This window comes from Novosphingobium sp. (assembly GCF_965229225.1).
Lineage (GTDB): Bacteria > Pseudomonadota > Alphaproteobacteria > Sphingomonadales > Sphingomonadaceae > Novosphingobium.
In genome coordinates, this window is record NZ_OZ245867.1 from 3,257,965 (window position 1) to 3,276,054 (window position 18,090).

General features: G+C 66.8%; 17 protein-coding genes. 3 read left to right on the forward strand and 14 right to left on the reverse strand.

Translation table 11 applies throughout. The features are described from left to right. From ACO06X_RS15200 to ACO06X_RS15250, 11 genes are all read right to left on the reverse strand, one after another. Positions 1-1,068, reverse strand: coding sequence for a hypothetical protein (locus tag ACO06X_RS15200; protein WP_421837062.1), 1,068 nt, complete (start codon positions 1,066-1,068; stop codon positions 1-3). Next, a complete protein-coding gene (locus ACO06X_RS15205) occupies positions 1,065-2,213 on the reverse strand; it encodes a hypothetical protein (protein ID WP_421837063.1) in 1,149 nt (382 codons plus the stop codon). The genes ACO06X_RS15200 and ACO06X_RS15205 overlap by 4 nt, the downstream gene beginning before the upstream one ends. After that, a complete protein-coding gene (locus ACO06X_RS15210; RefSeq protein ID WP_421837064.1) occupies positions 2,210-3,274 on the reverse strand; it encodes a saccharopine dehydrogenase family protein in 1,065 nt (354 codons plus the stop codon). The genes ACO06X_RS15205 and ACO06X_RS15210 overlap by 4 nt, the downstream gene beginning before the upstream one ends. Beyond that, positions 3,271-4,290 carry a polyprenyl synthetase family protein gene (locus tag ACO06X_RS15215; RefSeq protein ID WP_421837065.1) on the reverse strand — a complete coding sequence of 340 codons (1,020 nt, stop codon included), beginning with the start codon at positions 4,288-4,290 and terminating at the stop codon, positions 3,271-3,273. Before ACO06X_RS15215 ends, ACO06X_RS15210 begins: the two co-directional genes overlap by 4 nt. Next, positions 4,290-5,129 (reverse strand): hypothetical protein, encoded by an 840-nt coding sequence (locus ACO06X_RS15220; RefSeq protein ID WP_421837066.1) that lies wholly within the window; start codon positions 5,127-5,129, stop codon positions 4,290-4,292. The genes ACO06X_RS15215 and ACO06X_RS15220 overlap by 1 nt, the downstream gene beginning before the upstream one ends. After that, on the reverse strand, positions 5,116-7,389 hold the full coding sequence (locus ACO06X_RS15225; RefSeq protein WP_421837067.1) for an FAD-dependent oxidoreductase: 2,274 nt from the start codon (positions 7,387-7,389) through the stop codon (positions 5,116-5,118). Before ACO06X_RS15225 ends, ACO06X_RS15220 begins: the two co-directional genes overlap by 14 nt. A gap of 89 nt (positions 7,390-7,478) precedes the next feature. Continuing rightward, complete coding sequence (locus tag ACO06X_RS15230) at positions 7,479-7,814, reverse strand: UrcA family protein (RefSeq protein WP_421837068.1); 336 nt, start codon at positions 7,812-7,814, stop codon at positions 7,479-7,481. Between the two features lie 585 nt (positions 7,815-8,399). Continuing rightward, positions 8,400-8,756: a hypothetical protein gene (locus tag ACO06X_RS15235; protein WP_421837069.1), complete on the reverse strand. Its 357-nt coding sequence runs from the start codon at positions 8,754-8,756 to the stop codon at positions 8,400-8,402. 398 nt (positions 8,757-9,154) lie between these two features. Next, on the reverse strand, positions 9,155-10,678 hold the full coding sequence (locus ACO06X_RS15240; protein WP_421837070.1) for a DHA2 family efflux MFS transporter permease subunit: 1,524 nt from the start codon (positions 10,676-10,678) through the stop codon (positions 9,155-9,157). 1 nt (position 10,679) lies between these two features. After that, positions 10,680-11,852 (reverse strand): HlyD family efflux transporter periplasmic adaptor subunit, encoded by a 1,173-nt coding sequence (locus tag ACO06X_RS15245; RefSeq protein ID WP_421837071.1) that lies wholly within the window; start codon positions 11,850-11,852, stop codon positions 10,680-10,682. A 14-nt stretch (positions 11,853-11,866) separates the two neighbouring features. Beyond that, on the reverse strand, positions 11,867-13,318 hold the full coding sequence (locus ACO06X_RS15250) for an efflux transporter outer membrane subunit (protein ID WP_421837072.1): 1,452 nt from the start codon (positions 13,316-13,318) through the stop codon (positions 11,867-11,869). Between the two features lie 84 nt (positions 13,319-13,402). Between ACO06X_RS15250 and ACO06X_RS15255 the strand changes: the two genes are divergently transcribed. From ACO06X_RS15255 to fghA, 3 genes are all read left to right on the forward strand, one after another. Further along, the gene (locus ACO06X_RS15255; RefSeq protein ID WP_421837073.1) at positions 13,403-14,056 is read left to right on the forward strand and encodes a TetR/AcrR family transcriptional regulator; all 654 of its coding nucleotides are present in this window, start codon (positions 13,403-13,405) and stop codon (positions 14,054-14,056) included. Between the two features lie 116 nt (positions 14,057-14,172). Further along, positions 14,173-14,547, forward strand: coding sequence for a VOC family protein (locus ACO06X_RS15260; RefSeq protein WP_421837074.1), 375 nt, complete (start codon positions 14,173-14,175; stop codon positions 14,545-14,547). A gap of 15 nt (positions 14,548-14,562) precedes the next feature. Beyond that, complete coding sequence (fghA, locus tag ACO06X_RS15265) at positions 14,563-15,432, forward strand: S-formylglutathione hydrolase (RefSeq protein WP_421837075.1); 870 nt, start codon at positions 14,563-14,565, stop codon at positions 15,430-15,432. Between the two features lie 241 nt (positions 15,433-15,673). On the opposite strand, the gene nusB is transcribed toward fghA, so the two are convergent. The 3 genes from nusB to hisG are packed head-to-tail and all read right to left on the reverse strand — an operon-like array spanning position 15,674 to position 18,077. Further along, a complete protein-coding gene (gene nusB / locus ACO06X_RS15270) occupies positions 15,674-16,123 on the reverse strand; it encodes a transcription antitermination factor NusB (protein WP_298171302.1) in 450 nt (149 codons plus the stop codon). Beyond that, on the reverse strand, positions 16,120-17,406 hold the full coding sequence (gene hisD / locus ACO06X_RS15275) for a histidinol dehydrogenase (protein WP_421837076.1): 1,287 nt from the start codon (positions 17,404-17,406) through the stop codon (positions 16,120-16,122). Before hisD ends, nusB begins: the two co-directional genes overlap by 4 nt. Further along, entirely contained in the window at positions 17,406-18,077 is a 672-nt protein-coding gene (gene hisG, locus ACO06X_RS15280) for an ATP phosphoribosyltransferase (protein ID WP_421837077.1), read from the reverse strand. Before hisG ends, hisD begins: the two co-directional genes overlap by 1 nt. Between the last annotated feature and the right edge of the window lie 13 nt (positions 18,078-18,090).

The following is an 18,090-nucleotide window of genomic DNA, read 5'->3' on the forward strand; positions in this document are numbered from 1 at the left end:
TCAGGCGGTCTGCCCGTAGGTGTGCAAGGTCGTCCGGATGTGGAATTGGGCATCGGCGGTGTAGGAAATTCCCAGCGCCACCTCGATCGGCAGATACGCCATGTCCCAATTCGTCGGCGGGGTCCCTTTCGCGTTGAGCGAGGGGGGCGGCACGGCGAGCTGCGTTTGCGGGCTGTGAACGCCCCCGCCGAATGTGGCGTGGAGCGTTTCCTCCATGCTGTCCGAGCAGAGGAATTCGACCACCGTGTTCGCGCCGGAAAAGAATGCGAGGTCGCGGATATTGCTGTGCTGCACTGTCGAGGAAACGATGGCGCGGTAGGCGGCGCAGTCCATGTCGAACACATCGCGGAACTGGCGCAGCGTGTTCACTTCCATCCCCGCCGAGTCGGTCCCGATGCCGCTGTCGATGCTGCCGGTGAAGATCCCGTCGGCGAGCAGGATGTCGACGAAGGTGTTGAGATCGCTTTCCTCATCGAGCAACTGGCCGAGGCTTGCCATTGCCGCCGTTGGCCTCAGACCCATGCGCATGCAGCCGATGCTCTGGCTTTGCGCGTGGGGATCGAACTTCGCCATGCCTTCGATCGCCATGTCGATCGCAAGGTCCGCCGGGGCGGCACCTTCCGCCATGCGCAGCGCCGCCATGCCCATTTCCGTGCCCCAGATCTCGCGCGCAGAAAACATCACATAGCTGTTGTCGGTGAACGCAAACGGCTGGATCCACACCCGGTGCGGATCGTGAAGCAGATTGTCCGCCCCGACGCTGTAGCGCAGCGCGGGGAAGGTCCAGACGAGCTCGGTATGGCTCACCGTATCGCAGCCGGTCCGGTGCTCCCAGGTGCTCGAGAGGCTTTCATGCCGCGTCACGCAGAGCAGGCCATAAGTCTTGCCCGGCAGCGGGGTGTAGTGGAAGGGCGCCCGGTCCGGCGCGGCGGCATTGAAGCGCGTGTCCAGGTGCTGCGCGATCAGTCCGCGGTCGACCGCGATCACGAACAACCACGTCCGCGCGCCGAGCGATTGCCACGGTGGCAGCAGCTGGTCGGTCGAGAAGGATTCGATGAATGCGGTCATGGCAGGCCCACTCCTCGGCGGGGACCGAAGAAGCCGCGCAGCGGGCGATACCAGCGCGCGACAAGATCGCTTGAGCCGGTCGTGGGCGGCAGGCCATCCCGGTCGATGGGAAACTCGCGGATGATCCGCATCGTGTCGAAGTTGATGTCTGCCATGAACCGGCAGCCGGCCACAGTATTCACCGAGAACGGCTTGCCAGTGGGTTCCTTGCCCACGTCGAGGAACACCTCGAGGATCTGGTGGAAGCTCGCGAGGTCGTTGAAGGTGAGGTCGATGTCCTTCTCGTTGTAGAAGCGCACGTCGCGCACGTTGAGGTATTGCGCCCGGCACGTGACCAGCGCCTGATAGACCGCGCGGTGCGGATTGGCGGCATCGCGATACTGCTTCAGGCCCACCGTGCGCATTGCCGTGGGGATCAGCCCCAGCGAGAAGGTGTCGATGAAGTTGGCGGCGGTGGCCACGCCGCCCAGCAGCTTCGACGCCTCCGGGCTTTCGAGGAGGCTTGCCAAGGTGCGGCGCGGCGGCTGGGTCCCGGTCGGGGTCGGCAGGAACGGCTTCGTCTCGACCCTCATGAACTCTTGCTGCGCCTGCATTGTGCCGGTTTCGCTGTCGGGCCAGCCGGGAAGGCTGATCTTGCCGCGAAAGCTGTCCGGATAGCGGCCCTCGCCGATCTCGATATCGGCGAGCAGCTTGCCGAGGCCGAGCATCTCGCGCCCGCACACGCTCGACATCGGATTGCCGACGACAATGAAGGGCAGGGCCCATTCGACCGCGGTATCGGTGATGAGCTTCGCCGCGCCCACGCCATAGCGCATGACGGGGATTGCCACGAAGACTTCGGTCTGGCTGATCGCGCCGCGATCGGAGTAGGCCACTTCGCCCAGATGCGCGCTCGCTGGGGCCGAGCTGATCATCGTCGGGTAGTCAAGAAACAGCACGGTCGCGTATGGCCAGAACGGCACCGGCCGATAGACGTAGCCGCGCGTCTTTTCATCACCGATATTGAGATAGCGGTCGCAGTATTCCTGAACCTTGGCCATCGATACGTTGAGGTAGAAGGCATTCACCGTCACACCGGGGAAGTGATAGGGCGGGGGCACCTGCTGGCTGGCGGCGGACTGGACGTAGGGGATGCGTGTGTTCATGCCGCCGTGCTCCTGTCTTCCGTGAGGAAACGCGCGGCGCCCGCCTCCACCGCAAACCGTGATCCGAACGCGGCAGCCAGGCTGGAAACGCCGGCGGGAGCGCCGCCTTGCAGCACGCGGCGCAGCGCCTCGCAGGCGATCCGCACACTCGCGCCGTAGCCATCGAGCGTTTCCATGGAGAGACGCCGCACCCGCCGCCAGGGGTCGTGCGCTTCGACAATCATGGTAAAACGCGCCGCCTCGCGCCGGGCCTCATCGGGCTCCTGGGGCCAGACGCGCGCCATGGCCGAGCCCGCCATGCGCCACGGCGCGGCACCCGTCAGCCCCATGCCGATGCCCGAAGCGCGATAGCCCGCGCGCATCGACCAGTGCATCGCGGAATAGATCGCGATGTCGGGCACCCCGGTCAGCGCGCCGGCGGTGATCACACTGGCCCAGTCGGTCGCCACCGTTTCGCACGGCCCTGCGCCGAAATCGAACATGGCGGCAAGGCTTCCCGCCGGCACCATCGCCAGCGCGCCGCCGCGCCGGATCACCGTGCCCGGATCGGCAAGCCCTGCCATCGTCGCGACGCTCCCGCGCGAGACGACTTCGGCTGCGGAGATGCCGAGCTTCAGCGCGCGGGTATCGGGCCAGCGCTCCACCGCCGCGAGCAGCAGGCAGTCTGTCACCGCCGGGGTGAGCGCCGCACCGGGGAGCACCGCGATGCCTGCTTCCCGCGCTTCGGCATCGCGGGCGAACAGCGCCTCGATCACCCGCCATTCACCGCCGAGATCGAGGTAGTGCGTGCCGCTTGCCAGACAGGCATCGAGCATCGGCATGGCGGTGGCCGCGAACGGCCCGGCGGCATGCAGCACCGCGTCCACATCGGCGAGCGCCGCGTGCAGGGCCTCTGGCGCATCGAGCGGAAAGGCCCGCCATGGCAGGCCCAGCGGCTCCGCCACCGCGCGCACCGCCTGCGGATTGCGGCCCGCCAGCACCAGTTCAAGCTCGCCCGCCAGCGCCGCCGCGATGGCTCTGCCGGTATAGCCAGAGGCTCCATAGAGCAGCGCGCGGCTCATGCCCGGTCAAACACCCAGCGGACGAGACTGCCGAGGAACGCGCGTTCCTCCGAAGGTGGCAGCGCGCCATAGACCGCAGCAAACTCGTGCTCCGCCGCGCCTGCCATCGCAGCGGCCACCTTGCGGGCATGCTCGATCGAGCCGCGCGCGTGCATCAGGCGGGCCAGCCACAGCACATCCTGCGCGCTGCGCTCCTCGCGGCTGAGACCGAGGAAGGCATCGAGCCGGGCGCGTTCCGCCTCATCGCAGGCGGCGCGCACGTGGATCAGCATCAGTGTGCGCTTGGCTTCGGCAAGGTCACCGTTCTGCTCCTTGCCGTAGCCGGGGTCTTCCGAGAGGTTGCGCAAATCATCCTCGATCTGGAAGGCAAGGCCGAGGAAATAGCCGAACCGCACGACCATTTCCGGATCGAGCCGCCCGCGCGAGCCGATGATGAGGCCGAGTTGCGCCGGCCAGATCATCCCCATCCACGCGGTTTTCTTGAGCGCCATGCGCATGTAGTCGGCTTCGGTCAGGCCGGTCACGTTGCGGTCACGCCAGCCGAGTTCAAGCGCCTGGCCCTCGGCGGTCTGGCGCGCCATCGTCGCAGTCACGTCCATCACTTGCCGGATCACGTGGCTGCCCAGCGGGCTCACTGCGTCGATCAGCGGGCCGAAGGCGGCAAACAGCAGCGCGTCGCCAGCGTTGATGGCCAGAGGCACGCCGTGGAGCGCATGGAGCGTGGGCTTCCCACGGCGCAGTTCGCTGCCGTCCTGCACGTCGTCGTGGATCAGCAGCGCATTGTGCAGCATCTCGATCGCCGCCGCCGCGCGCACGGCTGCTGCGGGGGCCTCGCCGCCAAACACGGAAGCATTGGCGAGGCAGATTGCCGGCCGCAGCATCTTGCCGCCGCGTGAGGGATAGTCCGCCAGCATGTCGTCAAGGAACGGGGACGGCGCTCCCGCCGCGAGATAGCGCATGACTTCCGCCCGCGTGGTGGCGCCGTAGCGCTGGAGTAGGGCGCCGTGGGCCGCCATCACGCGATCTCGACCACCAGCTGGCCAAGCGGAAGCGGCTGCGTGGTGCAATGGACCGCGCCGGAATAGACGCCAGCGGGCTGATCTGGCGGAACAAAGACCATCACGGTGAGGCCGAGCCCGCCCGCGTTCGTCTCGAAAGCGACCCGGGCAATCGGCGGCGCGATGATGCCGTGAGGGACGAGGCCGCCGCAGCTGATCTGGTCCGCCCCGGTGGGCGAATCCGGACGCGCCAGCGTGGCGGTGTGCGCTTTGGCGGTGCGCTTGCCGTCAAACCGCACGTTGAGCTGGATCGCGGCCGCCGCCGTGCCGGAGATCGGGTGCGATCCTGGATGCCGCGTGGGATGCGGGGCCGGGTGCTGGGGCTTGACCTCCTGAAACGGTGGCACGGGGGTCGAACCCGGCGGCGGCGGGGTCATCAGGGTGTCCATCTGGCGCAGCAGGGCTTCGCAGATATCGAACGTCGCGCTGCTGAGCTGTTTGGCGAGGCCCAGCAGATTGGCGGCCATGTGGCGCACATCATCGGGTACATCGCGCACGTTGTAGGCGCCGGCGCGGAACTGCTCGGCGGCCTTGCGGCCCTGCCCGATCGTGTCGCTCAGCACATCGTAGGCCGTGCGCACCGTGTCCGCGATGGCTTCGTTGACCACGAGCGCATCGGGATCGCGGGCGCCGCCCTCCGGCGCGGGATCGGGCGCGGGCGAAGCCGTGGGCGCTTGTGCCGCTGCGCTGGTGATCGGCTTGCGATGGGGCGCGGAGCGGGCGGCCACGGGTCGGGTCACCCGCTGATCCGGGCCAGAGACTGCGGCCACCGGATCGTGCTGCTCAGGGGTGGTCATAGGCGATGATGTCCTTGAGGTCCGGCGCACCGGAAATGGCATGGGCAGCCAGCAATCCCGACATGACCGCCCCTTCGACGCAGCCGGAGTGGAAGCCGCTGTCGGTCCAGTCTCCGGCGATGGTGAGATTGTCGTAAGTCCGGTCGAGCGGCGAGATGCGGCTGCGCCAGCTGCCGGGGGTGTGGATCACATAGCGGTCCGAGGGGTTGACGTTGGCGCGCCAGTACTGCGTGGCGAACCGGGCGCGGCCTTCCGGCTCCGGCCCGCCGCTTTCGTCGGCCTTGAGCACGTCCCAGCGGAACTGGCCGGCGGCGTCATAGGCGCCCGGCCAGATCGCGCGAACGGGGCCTTCGAGAAAGCTTTCGGCATTGGCGCGCACTTCGGCATCGCGGGCCGGCTGATAGGTCATGTCGCCCTCGGCGGGAGGCTGCGCCGGATCACGCAGCACGGCGCAGAAATAGACCGAGGTTGCTGGCGGTCGCTTCCAGCTTTCTTCGGGCACGACATGCGCCATATCGCACCAGGTATCGAAAGGCTTGGCGAAGGCGCCGGTGATGTAAGCCGGGTTGACCGCGTTGTTTCCGGGCCAGCCCAGAGATTCGAGATCCTTGTTCAGCCACACCTGGAAGGCCTGGCTGGCCACCGTTTTTACATCGCGGCACATCGCCTGCCAGCGCGGATCGCGTGAGACGATGCCGTTGGCACAGTGCGGGACGGCACCCACACCGACGCCCAGCACGACCATGTCGAAATCGCGGCCTACTTCGAGCACCGCTTCGCCCTCGCGGCGGCGGTCCCAGTGCGATTCGAACTTGCGGCCTTCTGCGAGCAGCGCATCGCCGCGTTCGAGCTGCTTGTAGTCCGGCACGGAAGGCCAGCACGGGCGGCCCTGCACATCGATGAGCGGCTGGTACTCTCCGCCGCCTGCGATCTGCGCCTGCACATCGAACCGCAGCCGGGCGGCATGGGTGCCTGCCGTGTCGAGCTCGATATCGGCAAGGCGGTGGAAGAAGCGGAAATCCACGCCGCGCTCCTTCAGCGCGGTATAGAGCGGGGCGAAGACCACATCGCCCATCCCGGCGCGCATCCGCCACATGAATGCGCCGCGATAGCCGAAGAAGGTGCGCAAGGTGCCGCGCAGGCCCTGCCCTGCGGAGAGGCGCGGCTTTGCGGGATCACCGTCCTCATAGCCCATCGAGAGATCGTAGAGACCCCGCAGGAACGGTGATTGCAGCGAGCGCAGCGAGGCGCCGTTGAGCCGCATCCATTCGCGGCACTCGTAATCGTCGATCGCATCGAGCCCGCGCGGATCGAACATGATCCCGTAGCGCAGAAACCCGGTCAGCGTCGCGAGCGTGAGATCGGCGATCTCCCACAGGAAGCGCAGGCGATGATCGGCGAGGAAGCGATCCTCGATCCACTGGCGCAGCGGCACGGCCAGTGCGTCCACCGCGCTCATGAGCAGGCCCGCCGTCGCCGGGCTGACTGAACGCACCAGCGTAGCCAACACCCCGAGCACTTCGGCCATCAGGGCGGCAGAGGCGAACAGCCCCATGCGCGCCAGTTCGGCGATCCGCGCGGCCAGCTCCGCCGGGTTAGCCGGACCCGCTGCGTGCGGCGCATCGAAGCGCGTGATGAGGCCCTGCCCATCGACCGTGGTATCGAGCACCAGCGCACGCAGCAGATCGAAAGCGCCGGCCATGTAGTATTGCAGGCTGAACACCGCGTCTGGCGCCAGCGGATCGCCGGGATAGCCAGCGCGCGGCGGCATGTGTACCTGCCAGCGCTGGAACCCGCCCGCCTCGCTGGCGGAACAGAGCGCGACGTCGTTCTCCGCCGTCCAGGCATCGCGGAAATCGCCATAGAGATGGCCGAGGCCCTTTGCTTCCAGCTCCGCGTGGCAGGCGCGCATCATGCGGAAGGCGTTGTCATAGAAGCCGAGCCAGATGTGGAGGCCATGCTCCTCGATCCGCCCGTTCTCGCCCCGGCCCGAGGCGCCCTTGCCGCCAAGCCGCCAGCCTTCCTGATAGACCGTGACATGATAGCGGCCACCATGCTCCGGCCCGGTCAGTTCCCAGGCCGTTGCCATCGATGCGCAGCCGCCGCCGATGATGGCAACCTTGATGCGCGAATCGGGTGTGGTCGCGGCTGTCAGAGATGCCTCCGCATCGACTGCGTGCAGACCGCCTTGTGCCGTTTCATTCCCGCCCTCCAAGGCTAAGTATCCATGCTTAGGCGGAAATGTCCACCAGCCTCGCACGGCGCCGGCGCACTCCGGACCCGAAACATGCAAGCGGGCCGGGAGCGCAATGCTCCCGGCCCGTGCTGACCGGTGCGGCGTGCGCGCGATCAGCGCTGCGCGAGCATCTGGTCCCCGCGCGACTTCGCGGCGGCAAGCGCTGCGGTGCGGGCCTTGGCGCGGCAGGCGTTGATCGCGAGGCGCTCCTGAGGGGTAATCGTGCCGGTGGACGTGCCGCAGACGCGGTTAACGGCGCCAGCGATGCGGGCCTTCAGCGTTGACTGCCCCTCTTCGCTCGCAAGGTTGAGGTCTGCAGTGGTGACGACCGCGACCTGCACGGTTGTCTCGTCCGCAGCCGGAGCTGCGCTGGCGAAGGCGGGGGTGGCCATCGCGCCGAAGGTGAAGGTGGCGGCGATCGTGGCGGCGAGGAAGGTCTTGGTGTTCATGGTGGCTCTCCCGTGAAGTTTCGGCGGTTCGTGCTGCCGATGAAGTGGTTCTAGGGGGGCAGCGTCAGGGCCAGCGCAAAGCGAGCGTGAGTCGACCGTCAAAAGTGCAGCAGCGGTGAAAATGTTCTCGGGCCAGCGCGGTTTGCCCGGGGAAGATTCCGCCGCGCCGGTCGAGAGAGGCACAAGCGAAAGGGCCGGGAGCGTGGTGCTCCCGGCCCTTTGCTGACCGTTGTGGCGATGTGGTGCGGGGATCAGAGCTGTGCGAGCACCGAGGCAAGTGCGAAGGCGGCCGTGAAGAATGTCTTGTGGGTCATTTTTTGCTCTCCTGTCGGTTTCGGCGCCGCGCTCCCCCGTGGGTCGCGGAGTCTAGTCCCCGTCGGCGCCGATGAGCCTGTGCTAGGGAGCGTGCGTCAAATGAGGCGCGGGTCCAGCGTCAAACGAGCGTTAAAAACTGCACTGAAGCGCAGAAATCCGGCGCGAAAGATCGGGGCGCTGCGACGAGGCCCCATCGATCGGCCCCAAAGCGAAACGGCCCGGCCCCTTTCGAGGCCGGGCCGTCCCGGTATTCACCTTGAACAGAGGCGATCAGCCGCCGGGGCTGTCGTTCGTGTTCGTGCCGATCAGCGCACCGATACCGCCACCCAGCACGGCACCACCGAAGATGAAGCCGAGATTGGGGTGATAGCCAGCCGGGGGAGGCGGCGGAGGCGGAGGTGGCGGAGGCGGCGGCGGAGGCGGCGGAGGCGGCGGCGGGGGAGGCGGCGGCGGGGGAGGCGGCGGCGGGGGTGCCGGCGTCGTCGTCGTCGTCGTCGTCGTCACGGTCGTCGTCTTCGGCATATACTTTGCCGAACGCTTCCGCTTGTGCTTGCCCTTGCGAGCAAGGCTCTTCTTCTTGAAGGACTTCTTGTGCTTTGCTGGTGCGCCTGCATCAGCGTAAACCATCACAGGTGCTGCAATCAGCGATGCGGCTGCAAGTGCACACATCGCCCGGGCTATAAAGCCAGCGGGGGGGTTAGCCATCTTTCTACTCCACACAAAAGCGGCGCCTCGCAAGCGGCGAAGGTAAACTGCGATTTTCTTATTGGACCCCGATCCACGTATGGACCCTCAGGGAAAGTAACTATCATAGGTAATTTGCGTTCGCAAAGAGCGATTGCGTCATCGGCTCGCATTTGCAGTAAGTAATTAATTTATAAAATAAAAATACATTCAATCTGGCACAAAATCTGCTTTGTCGCTGTTACCATGCGATTTTGTCTGATTGATATGAGGATGCAGGTCGCACATGCCCGGTACACGGCTGTGCGAAATAAAATAGCAATATAACAATAGATTAACCATCAATGTGCGGCGCTGAGATCGACATCGCTGCGCGGACGCGGTGCCAGCCAGACCAATATCGCTGCGAGTGCGAACAAGGCGGTGCACCCCCAGAATACCGCGTTTGTCGCCAGGGTTACGCTTTCGGTCTGGACGATTCGCTCGAGAACCATTCGCCCCTGCTCGGCGGTGAATCCCGTTCCCTGCGGCAGTGGATGAACTAGGCCGGCAAGGTCCTCATGCGCCATTTTGGCCTCGCGCTCCCACATCGTCGTCGCAAGCGAAGTGGCAAAGGCCCCTGCCAAGGTGCGCATGAAGTTCTGCAGGCCTGCCGCCGAGGCGGTCTGATCCGGGCGCACCGATCCCAGCGCCAGCGACGTCGTGCCGATGAAGAAGAACGGCATGCCCAGCCCCTGCAGGAACTGCGGCAGCGCGATGGTGAAGAAGTCCATCTGGCTTACCCAGCCGGTGCGCAGCAGCGAGATTGCGCCAAGCCAGCAGACGCCGAACGAGACCAGCATGCGCACGTCGTACCGGGCCATCATGCCGGCGGCCACGGGCGACATCAACACCGCGAGCACGCCGACGAACGCCGTGGCATAGCCGGCATACGTCGCGGTGTAGCCAAGGTTGGTCTGGAGGAAGAGCGGGATGACCACGATGGCGGAAAAGAACCCGGCGTAGGCAATGCTCTGGGCGGCAACCGCCGCGCTGTAGCCGCGCTGGCGGAACACCGAGAGATCGACCACCGGATTGGCTTCGGTCAACTCCCAGATCAGGAACGCTGCGAAGCCGATCACCGCGATGACCGCGAGCGTGCAGATGAACGGGCTGGCGAACCAGTCGGCATTGCGGCCCTCGTCCAGCATGATCTGCAGCGCGCCGACCCAGATCACCAGCAGCACCAGCCCGATATAGTCGATCGGCCGCTGCACCGTCGGCGTCTCGAAGCGCAGGACATAGCGCACCGCGAAGACCGCGCAGAATGCCACCACCGGCAAGTTGATGAAGAAGATCCAGTGCCAGCTCCAGCTGTCCGAGATCGTGCCGCCGAAAATCGGGCCGAGGATGGGCGCGACGACCACCGTCATGCTCCACAGGCCCAGCGCCATGCCCACCTTTTCGGGCGGGAAGATGCGCACCATCAGCGTCTGCGACATCGGCATGATCGGCCCGCCGCTGAGGCCCTGGAGGATGCGGAACACGATCAGCGCTTCAAGGCTGCGCGAAATCCCGCAGAGCAGCGAGAACAGCGCAAAGCCAATGATCGCGGTCAGGAACACGCGCACCGCGCCGAAGCGCGCCGCGAGCCATCCCGAGAGCGGTACGCAGATCGCCTCTGCCACCGAATAGGACGTGATCACCCAGGTGCCCTGCGAGGGCGAGACGGCAAGGCTGCCGGCGATATGCGGCACCGAAACGTTGGCGATGGTGATGTCGAGCACCACCACGAAGTTGGCCAGTGCGAGGCTGAGCCCGGCCAGCACGAGTTGCCAGCCTTTCAGTCCCTCCGGCCTCGCGTCCAGCGCAGCGCCGCCGCTCATCTCACTTCGCTCCGGTGTCGATCGTCGCGGTCATCGAAAGACCGACCCGCAGCGGATGCGCCTGCAGTTCCTTCGGATCGAGCGTCACGCGCACGGGCAGGCGCTGCACCACCTTGATCCAGTTGCCGGTGGCGTTCTGCGCCGGGATCAGCGCCTGCGCCGATCCCGTGCTGCCCGAGAAGCCCGCGACCCGCCCGTGATAGACCACGCCCGAGCCATAGAGGTCCGAGGTGAGTTCGACCGGCTGGCCCGGCGCGACACCGCGCAGCTGGCCTTCCTTGAAGTTGGCATCGACATGCGCCTCGCCCAGCGGAACCACCGTCATCAGGACAGTGCCGCCGGCGACGCGCTGGCCCACCTGCACGGCGCGCTGGGTGACGATGCCATCGACCGGCGCCCGGATCACGGTGCGCGCAAGATCGAGCTTCGCGCGCTCGAGCCGCGCCTTGGCGGCCAGCACGTCGGGGTTTCCGGCCGGCGCCGTACCGCCGACCAGCGCGGCATTTGCGTTCGATTGCCCCTGCGCCGATCCGCGCGAGGCACGCGCCTGCGCAAGGTCCGCTTCGGCAACGGTCAGCTGGCCCTGCGCCGCCGCGAAGGCATTGCGTGCGCTCGAAAGTTCCTCGCCCGAAACCGCACCGCCCGAAACCAGCGCCTCGCGCCGCGCGAGATCGATCCGGGCGCGGGCAAGGTTCGCGGAGGCGACACCGACAAGCGCCTGCTTGCGGCGGATATCCGCATCGGTTGCCTGAACCTGCGCGGCCAGCGCTGTCCCGGTCTCGACCGTCTGGTTCACGCGCCGCAGCGCCTGCGCCACGGCGGCTTCCGCTTCGGCCACGGCAATGCGTGCATCGGCCGGATCGAGCTCGATCAGCACGTCGCCCTTCTTCACCTGCATCGTATCGACCGCGGCGACGCGGATCACCGTCCCTGGTGCCAGCGCCGTGACGGGCGCGATCTCGGCCGCGACGTAGGCGTTGTCGGTCTCGACATATCGGCCCGCGAACAGCCATTCGTATCCGCCATAGACAATCATGGCCGCGAGAACGACGCTGCCCAGAATGGCAAAGCCGCGCTTGCGCTTGCCAGCCGGATCGCTGGTGGGGGCGTCGGGAGGGGGAGGCGCCATGGTTTCGGTCTCTTCGAGCATGATCTGGGGATCGCGGTCGGCCATCGGGTGATCTTTCTTCAGGCTTTCGGGCCGTATCCGCCGCCAAGGGCGCGGATCAGCTCTACATTGAGGGTCAGCGCACGCGCATCGAGCGCGGCGACAAGCTGGCGGTTGCGCAGCAGCGCGTCCTGCGCCGTCAGCACCGAGAGATAGGGCGAAAGGCCGCCTTCATAGCGCCGCCGCGCGATGCTGTAGGCTTCCTCCGAAGCGGTGAGCGCGGCATGAGCCTCAGCCTGCCGCACCCCGAGCGCGCGCTGCGAGGCAGCCACATCGGCTACTTCATTGAGCGCGCGCACGAGGGTCTGGTCATACTGCGCCACGGCTTCGTCAAAATCGGCCCGCACGGCGCGGTAGTTGCCCTGAATCCGCCCGCCCGAGAAGATCGGCAGGCTGATTGCAGCGCCGGCTTGCGCGATGTCCGATCCCTGGGCGGTCAGATTGCCGAGGCCCAGCGATTGCAGGCCGATGAAGCCCATGAGATTGACGTTGGGATAGAAGCCAGCGCGCGCGACGGTGATGCGCGCCCCGGCAGCTTCGGCGCGGCGGCGCGCGGCAGCGATATCGGCGCGGCGGCCGACAAGATCGAGCGCGAGGTTGGCGGGCAGGCCGGGGGTGGTCAGCCTGCGGGGCGAGGGCAGGGCAATCGCCGCGCCGCGCTCCGGCCCGGCCCCGAGCAGGGCGGCGATGCGATTGCGGGTGAGCGCGATGGCCTCGTCCGTCGCGGCGAGATCGCCCCGCGCCAGTGGCACTGCGGCATCGGCCTGACGCTGCTCGCCGCGCGTGTCGAGCCCGCTCGTCACCCGGCGAGCGACCAGCGCGGCCACTTCCTCGCGCTGCTGCACCGCAGCCAGCTGCACCTCGCGCTCGGCGGCGAGTCGGGCGAGATCGGCGTAAGAAGCGGCGACCGAGGTGGCTAGTGCCAGGCGGGCCGCGCGTGCCTCGAGCCCGGCGGCTTCACGCTCCGATGTTGCGGCGCGCAGGGCTGCGCGGTTCTTGCCGAAGAAATCGAGCTCGTAGTTGAGATCGAGGCTGACGCGTCCGGTATCGTTCAGCCCCTTGGGCACGAATTGCGCGGGGAAGCCATTGTTGTAGCTCTGCTTGACTTCGGTCACCTGGCCATCGGCGCTGAGCGAGGGAAGCAGCGCGGCGCCAGCGCTTTGCGCATAGGCCGCCGCCTTGCGGGCACGCGCATCGGCGGCCGCCAGCGTCGGCGAACCTGCCAGCGCTTCCTCGATCAGCGCGGCAAGCTGCGGATCGCCATAGTCCTTCCACCAGCCATCGCCGGGCCACTGGCCCGTGGCTGCATCCGCCGGAACGGCGACCGCGCCCAGCGTGGACGGATCGCGCAGGGCGGGACGCGGGCCGAGATCAGGCACGGTGGCGCACCCGGCCAGCGCGCCGCAACTGCCGAGCAAGAGAACGGTGCGCAGCGCCTTGCGGACGTGCTTTGGCGGAATACCCAAGTGCATCGATGACACCATAATGACAGTACGGTTCGGTCACTAACGAGATGAAGGCTTGCTTCCGCCGAGTCAAGTGAATAAGTGTACGGAATGGTCACTAGCGAGACATTGGCCAAGGGGAGGCTGGGGCGACAAAGCCCTGACGAACGGAGAGAAAACATCCTCGCCGTAGCGGCGGAGGCGTTTGCCCTTGAGGGCTATGGCATCACCTCGATGTCCACGATCGCCGCTCGGCTGGGGGGATCGAAGGCCACGCTCTACAAATATTTCACCTCGAAGGAGGAATTGTTCCAGGCGGTGATGCAGCGCAAGTGCGAGGCAGTGATCGGGCCGCTCGAGGAACTGGCCGATACATCGCGCGATCCGGCTTCGCTGCTCTACGCCTTCGGCAAGATTTTCCTTACCCGGCTGTGTCAGCCCGATGCGCTTGTCATTCACCGCACGGTGCACGGAGAAGGGCAACGTTTTCCCGAAGTGGCGCGAACCTTCTTCGCTTATGGACCCGAGGCAGCCTATTCCGTGCTGACGCCAGCATTTGCGCGGTTTCATGAGGAAGGGCTGATCGATTGCCCTGATCCGCGCCTCGCAGCCGAGCAGTTCCTCGCCATGGTGCGCGGCGATCTCCATCTGCGCGTCTCCAGCGGCCTGATCCCGCCGCCAGACGATGCCGAGATCGAGCGGCAGGTGGCCCATGCCGTCGGCATTTTCGTGCGCGGCATTTCGCGGCGTGACCGGGCCGATTGAAATCTCGCGCAGCCCTCCGCTCGCCCCTTGACCACATCCCCTCCGCGCGGGCACACCCCCTTCCGCACCGACCCCGAACCGGGGCGGTCACAAGGCTGACTACAAAAGGAGAGGCCATGTTTTCGCACGTCATGCTCGGCAGCAACGATATCGAGCGCTCGAAGAAGTTCTATGACGCCACGTTTGCGGCGTTCGGCGGCAATCCCGGGATGGTCGATCCCAAGGGGCGGCTCATCTACGCGCACAACGGCAGCATGTTCCTGCTCACACCGCCGATCAACGGTGAGCCCGCCACTTGCGCCAACGGCGGCACGGTCGGCTTCGCGATGACGCCCGAACAGGCCGATGCCTGGCATGCGGCCGGCTGCGCCAATGGCGGCACCGCCTGCGAAGATCCGCCGGGGCCGCGCGAAGGCTCGCCGTTCTACCTTGCGTATCTGCGCGATCCGGACGGCAACAAGCTGTGCGCGCTGCACGTGATCGGCAGCTGAGGCAGGATATCCATGGTGCCTGATTCCACGTTCGAGACCGTTTCGACCAGCAAAGCCCATGGCGGCACGCTCGGCGTCTATCGGCACCAATCCACCGCGACGGGGACGGGAATGACCTTTTCGGTCTTCCTGCCCCCCCAAGCGGCAAAGGCGCAGGTGGAAGCGGGAGCCAAGCTCCCGGTGCTGTTCTACCTTTCGGGGCTTACCTGCACCCACGCCAACGTGACGGACAAGGGCGAGTACCGCCGTGCCTGCGCGGAAGCAGGGCTGATCTTCGTGGCGCCGGATACCAGCCCGCGCGGCGAGGGTGTGGCGGATGATACCGAAGGCGCCTACGATTTCGGCCTTGGCGCGGGCTTCTACGTCAATGCCACCGTGGAACCCTTCGCGGCGCACTACCGCATGTGGGACTACATCGCGCATGAACTGCCTGCGCTGATCGAGGAACATTTCCCGATTGATCCTGCGCGCATGGGCATCACCGGCCATTCGATGGGCGGCCACGGTGCGCTGACCATCGGCCTGACCTTCCCGGACAAGTTCAAGTCGCTATCCGCCTTCGCGCCGATCGTCGCGCCCGGGCAAGTGCCGTGGGGCCACAAGGCGCTCGGCGGCTATCTGGGGCAGGACCGCGCCGCGTGGCGCGCGCACGATGCGACCGCGCTGGTGGAAGACGGCAAGCGCCCGGCGGGCGCCGTCCTGATCGATCAGGGCGCGGCGGACGGCTTCCTCGCTGAACAACTGCGCCCCGAACTGTTCGAGGCGGCCTGCAAGGCGGCGGGTGTGGACCTCACGCTGCGTCTGCAGGACGGCTACGACCACAGCTACAACTTCATTTCCAGCTTCATGGACGATCACATCCGCTGGCACGCCGAGCGGCTCTAGGTCTCCGACTATCGTCACCCGCGAGAGTAGCGAAGCAATCTAGGGCCGAGTAAAGCTGCCCTTGATTGCTTCGTTACGCTCGCGGGCGACGCGGCTCATGGTTGGTTGAAAGCTGAGCCCCACCCAATTCTTCGTCATTCCCGCGAAGGCGGGAATCCAGTGCGGCTGGCGCTGGGTGTGGGGCTCTGGATTCCCGCCTTCGCGGGAATGACGAGATAGGGGAGCTCTGCCGAGGGGGCGTTTACTTCCGCACGTCCTTCGCCACCGCATCGAGCAGCCCGTTGACGAACTTGGTCTCGCGCGCGTCGAAGAAGGCGTGGGCGACATCGAGGTATTCGCCGATCACGGTGCCCACGTTGATATCCGCGCGGGCCATCAGCTCGTAGGCACCTGCGCGCAGGATCTGGAGCATTGTGCGGTCGAGCCGGGAGATCGACCAGCCGTCCGCCAGCCGGCGCGTCAGCACGTCGTCGATCTCGTCACGCCGCGCTGCGACGCCGCGCACCACATCGTCGAAGAAGGCGACATCGGCTTCGAGGTACTGGTCGTCCTCGATCTCCGCGCCGAGGCGGTGCATGTGGAACTCGTCCAGCAGCAGGTGCAGCTGGGGTTTCTCCATCTCGAGCTGGTAGAGCGCCTGCACGGCGGCAAGCCGCGCGGCAGATCGATTGGGGGCCTTCGAGCGGGTCATATTCCAAGCCTTAATTCGATCGAGCGGGCATGCGCGGCAAGCCCTTCCGCCTCGGCCAGCGCCACTGCTGCCGGGCCTACCGCACCAAGCGAGCCTTCGCTCACGGAAAGGAAGCTGGTGCGCTTCATGAAATCGAGCACGGACAGGCCCGAAGCAAACCGCGCGCGCCGCCCGGTGGGCAGCACATGGTTGGGTCCCGCCACGTAATCGCCGATGGCCTCGGGCGTGTAGCGGCCGAGGAAAACGGAACCCGCATGGCGGATGCCCGCAAACAGCGCTTCGGGATCATCTGTCGCGATTTCCACGTGCTCCGCCGCCAGCGCGTTGGCGAGGGCAGGGGCTTCCTTAAGCGAATCGACGACGATGATCACCCCGTGCGCATCCCAGCTGGCGCGGGCGACGGCGGCGGTCGGCAGCAGCGCGATCTCGGCCTCGACCGCCGCGGCGACGGCATCGGCAAACGCGGCGTCGTCGGTGATCAGGATCGCCTGCGCGGCGGGATCATGCTCGGCCTGGCTGAGCAGGTCGGCGGCGATCCACTGCGGATCGTTCGCGCCATCGGCAATGACGAGAATTTCCGAGGGGCCCGCCACCATGTCGATGCCGACCACGCCGTAGAGCTGGCGCTTGGCTTCGGCCACCCAGGCATTGCCCGGACCGGTGATCACATCGACGGGCGCGATGCGATCCGTGCCATAGGCCAGCGCGGCAATCGCCTGCGCACCGCCGACGCGCCAGACTTCATCGACGCCGGCAAGGTGCGCGGCGGCGAGGACGAGCGGATTGATCTGACCCTTGGGGGTCGGCGTGGTGACCACGAGCCGGCCAACGCCCGCTACTTTGGCGGGAATGGCGTTCATCAGCAGCGAGGACGGGTAGGCCGCGCGTCCGCCGGGAACATAGAGCCCCGCACCATCGACCGGACCCCACTTCGCGCCGAGGCGGACGCCGGCAGCATCGACATAGTCGCGGGGCTCGGGAAGCTGCGCCTCATGGTAAGCGCGGATGCGCTCCGCTGCGAGTTCAAGCGCGGCGCGCAAGGGCGGATCGAGTGCGTCGAAAGCCTCGCGGCAGGTCTCCGCCGGGATTCGCCAATCCTCGCCCAGATTGTGGCCATCGAAGCGCGCGGTGTAGTCCGCCAGTGCTTCGTCACCGCGTGCGCGGACGTCGGCAAGAATGGCGGAGACATCGCGCGCGACATCGGTATCGCTCTCGCGCCGGTCGCCGACGACAGCGGCGAAAGCTTCGGCAAAGCCCGCGTCACGCGTGTGGAGGCGCTGCATCAGGCGGCCTTCCGGCGCGCTACGAGTTCGCGGAAAGTATCGATCAGCGCGCCCATGCGCGCTGGATCGGTCTTGAGCGCGGCGCGGTTGATGATGAGGCGCGCCGAGACGGGAATGATCCGGCTCGTCTCGACCAGCCCGTTGTCCTTGAGCGTGCGGCCCGAAGAAACGAGATCGACGATCCGGCTGGCGAGGCCCAGCGAAGGCGCCAGTTCCATCGCGCCGTTGAGCTTCACGACTTCGGCGGCAACGCCGAGCTTTTCGAAGTGGCGGCGGGTGAGGCTGGGATACTTGGTCGCGACGCGGGCATGGCTCTCGCGCGCGGTCGCCCCGCTGGCGACAGCATCAGCCGGCTCGGCCACCGAGAGGCGGCAATGCCCGATATCGAGATCGACCGGCGCGTAGAGATCGGCATAGTCGAATTCGTCGATCACGTCCGAACCGACGATGCCGGCCTGCGCCGCACCGTGGGCCACGAAGGTCGCCACATCGAACGCGCGCACGCGGATGATCGTCATGTCCGCCCGGCTGGTGGCGAAGCTCAGCTTGCGCGAGGCCTTGTCGAAGAAGTCCGCCTCGGGCACGACACCGGCGTCCGCCAGCAGCGGCAGCGCCTCGTCGAGGATGCGGCCCTTGGGCAGGGCGAAAACGATAGGGGTCGGCGCGGTCATGACGCGCTCGCCC